Annotated in this window: 15 protein-coding genes and 1 pseudogene; 5 read left to right on the forward strand and 11 right to left on the reverse strand. The window is 67.2% G+C overall.

All coding sequences use genetic code 11. The features are described 5' to 3' along the window. A partial coding sequence (locus U9977_RS20475) for a LysR family substrate-binding domain-containing protein (protein ID WP_322750905.1) occupies positions 1-755 on the forward strand: 755 nt, incomplete at its 5' end. A gap of 154 nt (positions 756-909) precedes the next feature. On the opposite strand, the pseudogene U9977_RS20480 reads toward U9977_RS20475, so the two are convergent. Together U9977_RS20480 and U9977_RS20485 are read right to left on the reverse strand one after the other, a co-directional pair. Next, positions 910-1,188, reverse strand: a pseudogene (locus U9977_RS20480) (DUF1049 domain-containing protein); the annotation flags it as partial. A 67-nt stretch (positions 1,189-1,255) separates the two neighbouring features. Next, positions 1,256-1,540, reverse strand: coding sequence for a GlsB/YeaQ/YmgE family stress response membrane protein (locus tag U9977_RS20485; RefSeq protein ID WP_322750906.1), 285 nt, complete (start codon positions 1,538-1,540; stop codon positions 1,256-1,258). Positions 1,541-2,390: 850 nt separating this feature from the next. Here U9977_RS20485 and U9977_RS27150 point away from each other — a divergent pair. From U9977_RS27150 to U9977_RS20500, 3 genes are all read left to right on the forward strand, one after another. After that, a complete protein-coding gene (locus U9977_RS27150) occupies positions 2,391-2,606 on the forward strand; it encodes an STAS domain-containing protein (protein WP_416210717.1) in 216 nt (71 codons plus the stop codon). A gap of 16 nt (positions 2,607-2,622) precedes the next feature. Continuing rightward, a complete protein-coding gene (locus U9977_RS20495; protein WP_322750908.1) occupies positions 2,623-2,865 on the forward strand; it encodes a DUF4332 domain-containing protein in 243 nt (80 codons plus the stop codon). A gap of 449 nt (positions 2,866-3,314) precedes the next feature. Next, complete coding sequence (locus U9977_RS20500; RefSeq protein ID WP_322750909.1) at positions 3,315-3,707, forward strand: DUF6458 family protein; 393 nt, start codon at positions 3,315-3,317, stop codon at positions 3,705-3,707. 36 nt (positions 3,708-3,743) lie between these two features. Here the strand turns inward: U9977_RS20500 and U9977_RS20505 are convergent, their stop codons facing one another. From U9977_RS20505 to U9977_RS20545, 9 genes are all read right to left on the reverse strand, one after another. Then, entirely contained in the window at positions 3,744-3,929 is a 186-nt protein-coding gene (locus U9977_RS20505; protein WP_322750910.1) for a hypothetical protein, read from the reverse strand. A 183-nt stretch (positions 3,930-4,112) separates the two neighbouring features. Then, entirely contained in the window at positions 4,113-4,742 is a 630-nt protein-coding gene (locus U9977_RS20510; RefSeq protein WP_322750911.1) for a hypothetical protein, read from the reverse strand. Beyond that, positions 4,739-5,623 (reverse strand): serine/threonine-protein kinase, encoded by an 885-nt coding sequence (locus tag U9977_RS20515; RefSeq protein WP_322750912.1) that lies wholly within the window; start codon positions 5,621-5,623, stop codon positions 4,739-4,741. Before U9977_RS20515 ends, U9977_RS20510 begins: the two co-directional genes overlap by 4 nt. Beyond that, entirely contained in the window at positions 5,587-5,841 is a 255-nt protein-coding gene (locus U9977_RS20520; protein WP_322750913.1) for a hypothetical protein, read from the reverse strand. The genes U9977_RS20515 and U9977_RS20520 overlap by 37 nt, the downstream gene beginning before the upstream one ends. 641 nt (positions 5,842-6,482) lie before the next feature. Beyond that, on the reverse strand, positions 6,483-7,244 hold the full coding sequence (locus U9977_RS20525) for a GAF and ANTAR domain-containing protein (RefSeq protein ID WP_322750914.1): 762 nt from the start codon (positions 7,242-7,244) through the stop codon (positions 6,483-6,485). Positions 7,245-7,505: 261 nt separating this feature from the next. Then, the gene (locus tag U9977_RS20530; RefSeq protein WP_322750915.1) at positions 7,506-8,246 is read right to left on the reverse strand and encodes a GAF and ANTAR domain-containing protein; all 741 of its coding nucleotides are present in this window, start codon (positions 8,244-8,246) and stop codon (positions 7,506-7,508) included. A 332-nt stretch (positions 8,247-8,578) separates the two neighbouring features. Further along, positions 8,579-8,749, reverse strand: a complete 171-nt coding sequence (locus tag U9977_RS20535; protein ID WP_322750916.1) for a CsbD family protein — start codon at positions 8,747-8,749, stop codon at positions 8,579-8,581. A gap of 63 nt (positions 8,750-8,812) precedes the next feature. Continuing rightward, on the reverse strand, positions 8,813-9,121 hold the full coding sequence (locus U9977_RS20540) for a GlsB/YeaQ/YmgE family stress response membrane protein (RefSeq protein WP_322750917.1): 309 nt from the start codon (positions 9,119-9,121) through the stop codon (positions 8,813-8,815). Positions 9,122-9,962: 841 nt separating this feature from the next. Then, positions 9,963-10,370 carry a hypothetical protein gene (locus tag U9977_RS20545; RefSeq protein ID WP_322750918.1) on the reverse strand — a complete coding sequence of 136 codons (408 nt, stop codon included), beginning with the start codon at positions 10,368-10,370 and terminating at the stop codon, positions 9,963-9,965. A 132-nt stretch (positions 10,371-10,502) separates the two neighbouring features. Between U9977_RS20545 and U9977_RS20550 the strand changes: the two genes are divergently transcribed. Continuing rightward, positions 10,503-12,105 (forward strand): ABC transporter ATP-binding protein (locus tag U9977_RS20550; RefSeq protein ID WP_322750919.1); only part of this gene is annotated, 1,603 nt, incomplete at its 3' end.

Genomic DNA, 12,105 nt, shown 5'->3' on the forward strand with positions numbered 1-12,105 from the left:
ACCATGTCGCGCTGACCGCTGCGGGAGCGGCTTTCCTGGTCGAGGCCCGTCAGATCCTGGCCCAAGTGGAGCGGGCCACGACGGTCGCCCGAAGTGCGGTGGGAGCCACCCCCAGGCTGCGGGTCGGCATCATCGACGCCAGCTATGACTCGATGCCGCAGATCCTGCATGAGGTTCAGGCCAGGTACCCGCGCCTGGTGATCCATCAGATCGAAGCCGGGGTACCCGAGCAGTACCAACAGCTGGTCGCCGGTCGGCTGGACGTGGGTATCGGCAGAGCAGCCCTGGCACCGCCGGAGGTCGCCTCGGTGCTGTTCCGTCAGGATCCGCTGGGCGTCCTGGTTCCCTATGGGCACCGATTCGCACGCCTTGCGGGCGTACCCGTCGCCACCCTCGTGCAGGAGCCGCTCCTGCTCGCCGAGGACAAGCAGGCGCCAGAGTTCAACCAGTTCGTGGTTGAGGTGTGCCGATCAGCCGGTTTCACACCCACCGCGTATGAGGGCACGGTGGAAAGCGTCCGCGCGGCGGCTGATCTGGTCTCGCAGGGGCGGTGCCTGTACTGCGTGCCGGCCTCGTGCATCTCGGCGCTGCCGGGGATCATGTGGCGGCCGTTGATCGAGCCGGTTTCGTACTATCCGTGGTCGATTCTGTGGCGGGCAGCCGACGATTCCGGTGATGTACAGGCCATTGTCGCCTGTGCTCGGGCCATGTCCCAACGTCTGGGCTGGCTTGCCTCGCCGCAGCCGACGAGTTGACCGGGGCATCGGGCCCCCCCGGCCCGTCGTCCGCCTGAGTGGGGGGCTTCGTCTGATCGACGAACGGGCCGGGCGGAGCGGACGAGTCGGGTTCGGCTGGTCCGTCCGCGAGCCGGCTGGTCGCGAGCCGGCTGGTCGCGAGCCGGCGTAGCTGGATGATGCGTCCCGTTCCGGGGATGGCGACGATGAGTATCCCGCCGACCGCCGCAAGCAGCAGTGCGATGCCCAGCGGCAGACTTCCCTGGGCGCCCAGGAAGGAGATGCGGGCGGCCTGGAGGTTCTGCAGTACAAAGATCAGCAGTAGCAGCAGGACGAACGCGGCTGCGACCAGGGCGACCCACCAGCCGCCGATCCGGGTGCGGCCCACAGCGAACCGACGCCGCTCGGCGTCCGGGGACGCTGGGCGGGCTGAGCCTGCCGGGGTGGTGTTCATGCGTGCACCTTCAGTCTGAGGAGCAGGGTCCGCGGGGTCGGTGGGCGTGATGATGACGCATGTGGTCTTATCGGTGCCCGGCCCACCGACTGCTGCGCTGCCCGGAGACCAGGTGGTAGGCGATCAGGAGGGCGCCGGCGCCCGCGATGGCAGTAAGCCAGGTGGAGAGGTTGAAGAACCCCTGGATACCGGCGACATGGAACACCCTGGTGGCCAGGAAGCCGCCCAGCAGTGCGCCGGCGACACCGATCAGGGTGGTGATGATGATGCCTTCACGGTCCCTGCCGGGGACCAGCACTTTGGCGATTACACCGGCTACCATGCCGAGGACGATCCACGCGATGATGCCCATGACCCACTCCTAAAAATGCGGTGCAGCGACGACCGCGTTCGGTCGCCGCAAGATCGCGATCGTGGGCTGTCGCGCTGTTCGTCTCCAGGACATCTCGGAAATGGCAATACGGAAAGGATCAATCCGAACAGAGCTCATCACTGCGACCGATTGCCGGGCATTCGGGCATCCGGGCGGCGGGCGGCGCAGTCGCCTGTTCGGGGTTGTGGGTTGCGGGTTGCGGGCTTGATGTGCCTCCTGGTGGTCGACAACCGGCTGTCTGCGCTGTACCGTCAGACTCGCTAGGACATAGCCGGCCTGAGAGCGGAAACGCCGCGCACCTGCCGCGGGACCGTGAGCGCCTCGCGCACGCTCGGGCACGACCAGCGATCGTCCATGGGACGTCAGCTGTGAATGTGTCCGCCTGTTCCGAACAGCCTCGTGTTGCCATCCCCATCGACCTGTCCCCGCTGGTCCAGGTGGGGCCCGTCATCCAAATCATCGGTGGCGGTCGCATGTGCCCCGACGGTCAGCTACTCGACGGGAACAGGTGAGTGTGATGGAAGATCGACGCGACGTGCTCGACGTTCTCCTGGTTCGGTCGGACGATGCGGACCGGGCCCGAACCCTGGCCCAGATCGAAGCGAACCACGCCGTTCAGCGCCTCAGGATTATCTATGATTCCGCGGACCTGGCGGGGCTCGTGCCAGGGCCCAGCGGCTCCGGGGCACACCCATGGCGCGTTTCTCGTGCTCAGTCCGCCGCCGGGATTCGGATCTTCACGTCACACCGCGATCAGGTCACGACCGTCTACGTTCGCGACGTGGTCGGGTTTGCCGCTCCGGCGCTCCGCGCAGCCCTTGACAATGGAATGCACGCTCGGCAACCCCTCCTGGTCGTTGACCTCGATGGGGTGTCCTTCCTCGATGCGGCGGGACTCGATGTGCTGGTTGGCGCCGCCGCCCAGGCAGCGCGCCGAGGAAAACGGATCAGTGTCCGCGGCGCCCACCCCACGGTCTATCAAGCGTTCGTCGTCGCCGGCCTGGTCGCGATGCTCGATGTACACCCCGCAATGTCGAACGCCTAAGAGAATGGGGAGTCTCATGACCATGACCGACAGTGGTGGCCACAAGGTCCAGGATTGTGATCTTGAAAAACTCAAGGGTATCGGTCCCAGGTACCGGGAGATCCTCGAGGAAATCGGTGTCGCCTCGATCAAGGAGTTGCGCCATCGCAACGCCGCCCATCTGAAGCAGATGATCGAAAAGCGTCACGGAGCGGTCGTGGGACTCTCCGAGCACCAGATGGAGACCTGGATTGAAGAGGCGAAGGCCTTCAAGGAATAGCACCTCGCCGGACGCCGGCCGGGTGGATCCGGTCCACCCTCCTCATCCGCTGCTGGCGGAGAAGACCACCATGGGCCCGGACGGAACACGAAACCCTCGCCTAAATCCTCGTTGGGCACCGCGCGGATCGGGCGGACTGACAGAAGAAGCGGGCTGTGACCCTGAAAAGCGGCAGATGCGAGGCGGCATGCGTCGCTGGAAGAATACTCCACAAGACGACAGGGTTGCGCTCCGTCCGTCGTTGACGGCATCGCGATGGCAAACCTTTGCCGCATGTCGAAGCGGAGATATCGAGATGTGCCTTCCCGCCAGGTGGGTTGAGCTCCGCGGTGCGCACCCGGGATGAGCGCGAGACAAAGGGGATCTGCTCCGATTTCCCCACCCCCGGGCGAGGGGAAGCCCGACTGAATCAAGATTTCCACCGCTGCGTCACGCAGAAAGGAACAGTCATGGGTATAGGATTGAGCCTGGCGGTGTTCGCACTCGGCGCCATCCTCGGCTTCGCTGTGAGTGCCGACCCGTCGGGGCTCGACATTACGATGGTCGGTCTGATCTTCATGCTGGTCGGCGCCATCGGTTTTGGCGTGACGCTCTACCGGGAACGGTGGCGGCGGCACATCGTCGAGGAGTCAATGGAGGCCGGAACGGCCCCGCCGGTCATGTTCGAGGGTGACGCCATCCTTGATTGGCGGCCGGAGCCGCCGCAGCCCGAGGTAGTCGTGCACGAGAACATGATCGTTTCTGCTGACCGGCGCGATCGGGAGACCCGGACCACGCCGAGCAGAGCCGAGGCCGTTGATGGTCAACGGCCCGTCCAGGGTTTTGTGGACGGGGCCAGGTAGTCGCCCGCGTCGGCCCGTCGGTCTTTCCCGCAAACATCAGCGTGAGCGCACCGGCTTGGGTCGGCTGGGGCCTGCCACGGGTACGAGGCGCTGCTTGCCGAGGCGGGATGGCAGCCACAGCGCGGTGGCGAGCATGACAACTCGGGCCAGTTCCGGGCAGTCCTGGCTGTGCAGCAGCCAGCCAGTCCGCTTGGAGCGCCCGGCAATAGGGGCGTGGATCAAGGAGTGAGGCTGGGGTTCGTGTGCATCGCAACGCGGCGAGGTGCGTGCCCCGGCCCCGCGACGCCGGGTCCCTATTGCCGGTCGCTCTTAGCGGTTATCTCGTGTTTTGCAGTTTCGCGGTTTCGCGGTCTTGGTCGTGCCTTCGGATGGAGCTGAGCGCTGTCAGTGGTTCAGGTTCTCACCTCAGCGCGTGGTCGTCGTTGCGGTGGGGCTCGGGTGGGAGTTGGTCGGCCTGGGCGAGGTCGGCGGCGGCGACGCACTCGTCCGCGGCGAGGTCTGCGAGGTCGGCGAACTTGGCCCTTCCGGCGGGACGCTCGATCCCGACGCCGTCGGCCACGGGGGCGTGCTCACCTGCCGGGCCGGCTCGGTCGTCGGGTCGCCGCCCTGGGTCGGGACGGGCAGCGGCGGTGCCGTCGCGATGGGCTGCTTGCTGGCTGTCATGTTGGTCGTTCGCGTAGGGGCATGGGAGACGGCTTCTGCGGTCGAGGTGATGGTCGTCGATTCACCCGCGACCGTCGGGAACGGCTCAACGGCCGTCGTGGCGGGCGCTGCCGCGGCGGCCGCGGCCGGACTGTCGCCGGCGGAGGTGAGTACACCGGACAGAGCGAGTGCGGCGCCGATGACCGCCGCGGCTGCCGCGGACGCAAGGAGTAGTCCGCGCCGGCCGCCGGCATCGTGCGACCCGACCGGCTCCCGCTCCGGCGCCGCTGTCCCGGTCACCAGCGGCTCACCGCGCAGTGGCGCCGGAGCGGTGTCCACAGCGAGCGCGTCGACCTCGTCCACGTCCACCCTCGCCGGGGGGCGCTCGCTCACAAACTCCGGGACTGCCTTCGTCGTGCCCGCGATCGGGCGCAGCCTGCGCCGGACCTCCACCAACGACGGCCGGTCCGCCGGCGCCCGGTCCAGCAACGCCCCCAACAGCGGCTCCAGCGGGCCCGCCAACTCGAACGGCCGTCGCCGCCCCTCCACAACGGCCGCCAGCACCGCGTAGGTTTCGGGACCCTCGAACGGGGATGGCCCTCGACCGCCGCGTACAGCGTCGCCGCCAACCCCCACAGATCGCTCGCCGGCGATCCGGACGATCCACGCACTCGCTCCGGTGCGATGTACCCGGGTGACCCCATCAGCGTCCCCGTAGCGGTCAGGGTCGTGTCCCCCTCGATTGCCGCGATCCCGAAGTCCGTCAGCCGCACCCGCCCGTCCCCGGCGAGCAGAATGTTGCCCGGCTTGATATCCCTGTGCAGCACCCCAGCCGCATGCGCCGCACCCAGCGCCTCGGTCAATGCCAATCCGATCGCCGCCACCCGGGCCGGCGGCAGCGGTCCATCCGTGCGGATCACATCCCCGAGGCTGTCCGCATCGACCAGCTCCATCACGATCCAGTGCCGGTGTGCCTCTTCGACCACGTCGAACACGGTCACGATCGCCGAGCTGTGCAACCGGGCCAGTGCCCGGGCCTCCCGCAGCACCCGTGAGCGGATCGCCTCCCGGTCCTGCTGGGTACCGGCGAACGGAACGAGGATGATCTCTTTTACCGCTACCGGTCGCTGCAGTAACTCGTCCTCACCGCACCAGACGACCCCGGCGCCGCCACGCCCGATCGGACTGTCCAGCCGGTAACGACCGCCGATAACTCGCCGGTCGGCACCGGGCGTCGTCACGGCACCCGGTGGCTGGAGCCGCACCGTGCCCACCCCGCCACCTGGGCCTGGGCGTCTACACCCGGGCGTGGACGGCGGCCACCGGTCCCCGTCCGCATGATCAGCAGCATGGCTACACCAGGGATCGCGGTGATTCGGGTGGAGATGTCGACGAATGTGCTGAGGGACTGGCCGTGGAAGACGATCTTGGCCGGCCGGCTGCCGAGGAGCGCGCTGACGATACCCGACACTATCCACGCGATGATGCCCATAATTTGCCCTTACCATTGGTTTTGGTCGGCCATTTCTGGTATACCTGGCCGGCGGCGAAGAAATCCATCCGGGCGGCATATACGGATGGTTGTGAACGTGGGCGTGCGTTGTCGCGTGAATGAGTCGTCGTCGTTTGGTCGCGTTTCCCCATAATGACAGAGCCGCGGCGGAACCGTTTGGTAATCGACACCTCGACACCATCGCCGTTCGCTTTTCTGCTGCTCACCGCGGGTTCAGGCGGTGCGTCAGTGTGGGGACGTCGGGCCAGATATCATGATCACTGGCAGGATGGGTCAGGACCCCACCTGAACGGCGGGGACACGGCGACGGGGATGGCGGTACGAAGGCGATCGGGCCGGTCGGGAAGCGTCACAGATGACGTCCTGTAGACGATCACTGATCGTGCTCGAGCGTGAGCAGCACACTCGCGGTCCCGCGGCAGGTGCGCGGCGTTTCCGCTCTCGAGCCGGCTATGTCCTAGCTACTTTGACCATATAGCGGGGACACCCGGTTGTCGACCACCACCAGGGGTACGAAGGACACCGCAGTTCCACTCCGGTTGGGCACGTGCGCGGCATCGTCGAGGGAGCCGGCCGGAGCCTGCGGCGATCGGCCGACGACTGCCTGATCTCTCTTGAGATCAGGTGCCCTCTCGCCCCCCGGCTGCCTGCCGGGCGCGGGCGCGGCGCACGGCCTCCTCCACCAGTATCCGAGATACCTCCACAACCTTGATGTGCTGGGACTGACTCATCGCCCGCAGCCGGTCGAACGCCTCCTCGGGGCTGGCCCCCGTCCGGCTCATGATGATTCCCAGTGCCTGGTCGATGACCGCCCGGCTGGTCAGCGCCTCGCGCAGCTGGGCGGCCAGCCGTTGCGACTGAGCAAGGACCTGGGCGTTGTGCACCGACACCGCCGCCGGCCGCGCAAACAGCTCGCCGATCGCCACCGCCTCAGGCCCGAACGCGTTCTTGGCGTGGGCGTACACGTTCATCGCTCCCACCAGCTGATCGGGTAGTAGCAGCGGCAGCGACAGCGCGCTGTGCACGCCCATCCGCCCGACCCGCGGACCGAACCGTGGCCACCGTGCCTCCCCGCCCAGCGACCCCGACATCTGCGTGCGCCGTGACTGGACCGCCAGCAGGCACGGCCCCTCTCCCAGCCCGTATTGCACGTCATCCACCGCATGCACGAACGCGGCGCTGGCCACCACGGTCTGCGCCCGGTCGTCCTCCAGCATCGTCAGGCCGGCGCCATCGGCCCCGGGAATCGCCTGCACTGCAAACTCCGCGATGTGGATCAGCGTCTCGCGCAACGGCCGGTGCCCCGTCAGTAGCCCGGACAGTCCCGCCAGGCTCGCCGTCAGATCGCCGTCATCCACCGCAACCCCCTGACCGGTCGGCACCGAAAACACATCGCCGCTACTCGAACCGTAGACCAGTGACAAGCGGCAGGTGCCGGACAAAGCAGCCTCTTCCAGACCGCTCTCGGGGCTGTGGTCAGGATAGGCGGTTGCGGTGTCGTCGACCGGCGCATTGATCCGACATCCTGAGCTGGGACGGCCGGCAGCCTAGCCGGCCGCTGTCCGTGCCACGGCGCATGGTCGACTTCGCGGATCCGCAGGCCGGCCTTCGGGGCAAGGCGCCCGGCACCGACGCGCCGCCCGTCAAGGCAGGTCCCTTTCGAGGCGCTGCCGGCGAGCGACGATGTCGCGGGCGACCTCGTCCGCGGTTTGTCCGCAGGCGAATGCATGGGCACGCAGCCGCACCAGGGCCTCCTGCGCGCTCACCTCGAGCTGTACCATCACCATCCCCGTCGCCTGGTGAATCTCGGCCCGGTACATCGCGCACACCTCCGACGGCAGGTCGGCCGCGCCTGCCGCCCCATCGGCCGGCAGGTTGATGAGCGTCAGAGTCGCGATGTCGGCGACGACCAGAGCGTCCGCCAAGGGACCACGTCCCAGCCCGCCCGGTTCGGCGCGCACGAGGCCGAGCGTCCCCAGCCTGATGGCGCCGATCTGCAGCGGGAAGGCGAAGACTGCTCGGACGTCGGCGGCCAGGGCCGCGGCCGTGAACATCGGCCAGCGACCTCCGGTCGAACCGGTCAGGTCCCCGACCAATACCGGGCGCCCGTCCCGGATGGCGTCCCAGCAGGGACCCTCCCCGATGGTGAACTGGATATCGCCGAGGCGGGCGGTCGCGGCGTCACTCGCAACAACGGAGCCCAGCTCATCAAGGCCAGTCAGCAGCGAGATCGCCGCCCCGTCCACCGGCAGGACCGAGACGGCACCGGCGCACAGCCGCTTCACCGCCGAGCCGTCCGCCGAGCCGCCTGCCACCAGGGCATGCAGAGTTCTTCGGACGCGATCGGGGTCACCCACGCGCTCCGCGGCGGCCGCTGTGGGCACGCCACGCACCAGGACCGATTTCCCTGTCCGTGACCAGGTGTTTTTCCAGAGCCAGCTGCCGATGCCCGGCGTACTCACGGCCGCTGGCCGTCGCCGCGACGTCCTGCCCACCCCCGGAATACGCGGGACCTTTCCCACGACACCCGGCTGCACCATCAGCGGTCATGGTCATCCCTCTCAACCGATATACCTATCAGCGAGAAGGAACCCGGAACAGGCGTACGGACCAGACCAGGACGAGAACACGGCCACGCTGATGTGCAGAAACCACGTTACGCCACCGGCCGCCACCGGCCGCCACCGGCCGTCGCCGGCTGGATGACGTGATGTGTCTACCTGACTGTGCCCTTGACGTTTTCGCCAGCCTGCTTGAGATGGTCGCCGGTCTGCTCTTCGGCACCTTCTACTTCCAGGTCCCGGTCGGCGGTGACCCGGCCGGTGGTTCGCCGGGTGTTTCCCTTGATCTGCCGAAGCGTGTTCTTAATCGTGTTGATCAGACTCATGGGTATCCTCCTGCAAGACTAACTGCCGCGGGCCACGCCGCGGTCCGCGGCGGCCGGTGGGGGTCAGAACCGGGCGCGGCTACGTCCGCGGCTGTGGTTCTGGCTGTGGCTACGGTTGCCGGTCACCACTTGCACGATCACGAGCAGGATCACCGATCCGATGATTGCGGTGACCCACGTGGAGAGGTTAAAGAAGTTGTTGAGAGAATGGACGTGGAACACGACCTTGGCGAGCCAGCCACCCAGGAGCGCCCCGACGATCCCGGTGATCCCGGCGATCCCGGCGAGAACCCAGCCGGTACGCTGTCCTGTGACTCTTTCTGCGATGAGTCCGGCGACCAGCCCGAGAACGATCCACGCGACAATTCCCATGACAACCTTTCATCTTGTTATCCTGATCATGGTCTACCCGCATCCCTTCGGACTAACCTCGACATCCCCTGTCGATTCGGCACGGGTCGGCCGACCAGGCGAAAAACAGCCGTCTCCGGACCCTGGCTGGGCGCTTCGGGCGGATTGGGTCGGCTGTGTGCGCCAAGAGCAGGTGCCGGCCGGTGGGCCGCCGTCCCCGTCCAGACGCCGGTGCCCCGGCTGGGCAGGACAGACGTTCGGGCCAGTTTTTCGCCGGCCGGCAGCGGGATCACACCATGGCTGTTGGCAGGAGCCGGTCCGGCCTGTGACGTTCGGATTGTGAGAGGAATTTGTTTTTGGAAGTCGGAGGCCATGTGAAATTCGTCTCGGCGAGAATTCCGACAAAGATCGTACCTGGTCGAGTGGAATACACCCGTGCCAGCGGTCGGCGAGCCGGGAACGGCCACATTATAGTCCCTGTTAGACCGCCTCGGCAAAGCTTCGGACCACTGTAGTCCGAGGACTACGCAATGGAAAGAGGCGGCGGTAATGGTGCATACTGTTTCACACTTCATCCAACGGCCGGTTCGTAATACTGCCGGTGGTGCCAGGAACAGTACGTGCTCTCCGACGTGCGGGTGTGGGCACAGGCCGCGGGGAACGCCACCTACGACTCGATCGGAACCGAGGGTTTCGACACCGAGCCGCGGACCAACGCGCAGACAGACACCGTAGCGCGCCTACGCGGACAGTATCTGGGGGCAGGTCACCGACCAGGCATTCACTCTCGCGCGTTCCACCTACGTCACCGGCTGACAATTGTGCATTCGTAGGGTCGCGCGTCGCCGATCTCCTGTTACTTCTACAGGCACCCGCCGAACGGCAGTCTTTTGGCGGTGGCGAACTCCGCCTCGGCGAGACGGCCGGTGGCGTGCAGGGTGTCGAGATGGTCGAGTTCCCAGCCGAGGCGGGGCGCCGCGTCCTGAGGTGTGGCCCGGACGGTGCCGTCATCGGGCTCCAGGTTTCCCTCGATCTGGGTGGGGTCCTGCGGCAGGTAGCGGACCTGGACGGAGATGATGACCAGATCGTGCCCAGCTGCGCCCGGGCCTACCTGTCTTCGAAGGTCATCAAGGACCCGACCCTGAAGGGTTATCCCGGCGCCCCGCACGGCCTGGTCGGCACGTCCGTAGCCGGCTTGGTCGGGATGCGCCGCGCTGCGGCCCGGAAAACGCGTTGACGTGAAGCCTGGTTCAGCTCGTACTGTTCTCATATGTCGGCGGTGTGGTGACCGTTCGTCGGTTGCGCGGGGTGGCGCCGTGGTCCTCCCCCGGACCGGAGCAGCGGTGTGACAGCCTTGCCACCGTCTGGACCATTGTCCCGTCCCGCCGCCGAGAGAGACCGCATGCTGATCCGACTCCTGCGGGCCCACCTCGGCCCGTACACCCGGCCGATCACGATCGTGGTCGGCCTGCAGCTGGTGGCGACGATCGCCATCCTGTACCTGCCGACCCTGAACGCCGACATCATCGACCACGGGGTGATCACCGGCGACACGGGCTATATTCTGCGTACAGGTGGGATCATGCTCGGGGTCGCCGCCGTACAGATCGTCTGCGCGGGCGCCGCGGTGTACTTCGGCGCCCGGATCGCGATGGCGCTCGGTCGGGACCTGCGGGCGGCGCTTTTCGACCAGGTGCAGTCGTTCTCCGTCCGTGAGGTCGGTCGGTTCGGCGCACCATCCCTGATCACCCGGGCGACCAACGACGTCCAGCAGGTTCAGATGCTGGCGCTGATGAGCTTCACGCTGATGGTGTCCGCACCGATCATGTGTCTGGGCGGTATTGCGCTGGCCCTGCACCAGGACGCCAGGCTGTCGACCCTGCTTATCGTGATCGTACCGGTTCTCGGCGCGATCATCATCGCGATCGTGCGCCGGATGAAGCCGCTGGGCCGGGCCATGCAGGAGCGCCTTGACGTCGTCAACCGGATCCTGCGCGAACAGCTCAGCGGGTTGCGAGTGATCCGCGCCTTCGTCCGCGACGACTACGAGCAGCGCCGGTTCGGGGTGGCCAACGCCGAGCTGACCGACGTCTCGCTGCAGTTCGGCCGGCTGATGGCACTGATGTTTCCGCTGGTGCTCACGGTGGTGAACGTCGCCAGCGTGGCCGTGCTGTGGTTCGGCGCGCACCGCATCGACGCCGGCCAGATGCAGATCGGCGCGCTCACCGCCTTCCTCAGCTACCTCATGCAGATCTTGATGTCGCTGATGATGGCGACCTTCATGTTCATCATGATCCCTCGTGCCGAGGTGTGCGCCGAACGCATCGGGGAGGTGCTGGCGACCGAGTCCACGCTGTTGCCGCCGGTGAACCCGGTGCGTTCCCTCGACCGGCACGGCGAGCTCGAGCTGCGCGACGTCGGGTTCGGCTATCCCGGAGCCCAGGCGTCGGTGCTGCGCGGGATCAGCATTCGGGCCCGGCCCGGTCAGGTCACGGCGATCATCGGTGGCACCGGTAGCGGGAAGACGACGTTGATCGGCCTGATCCCGCGGCTGGCCGATGCCACGCAGGGTGCCATTCTCGTTGACGGCGTCGATGTCCGCGAACTCGACCCGGCGTTGCTGGCCGCCACCGTCGGGCTGGTCCCGCAGAAGCCCTACCTGTTCTCCGGCACGATCGCAACCAATCTGCGCTACGGCAACCCGGCCGCCACGGACGCCGACCTGTGGCACGCACTCGAGATAGCGCAGGCGAAGGGGTTCGTCGAGGCCATGCCCGAGGGCCTGGACAGCGTGATCGCCCAGGGTGGGACCAACGTGTCCGGCGGTCAGCGCCAGCGCCTCGCGATCGCCCGGGTGCTGGTCCGCCGCCCGGAGATCTACCTGTTCGATGACTCGTTCTCGGCGCTGGACTACGCGACGGACGCGTACCTGCGGGCCGCACTCGCCCGGGAGACCGTCGCCGCGACCGTCGTGATCGTCGCTCAGCGGGTTTCCACCATCCGCC

This window comes from Protofrankia sp. Cas8, from assembly GCF_963555845.1.
Taxonomy (GTDB): Bacteria; Actinomycetota; Actinomycetes; order Frankiales; family Frankiaceae; genus Protofrankia.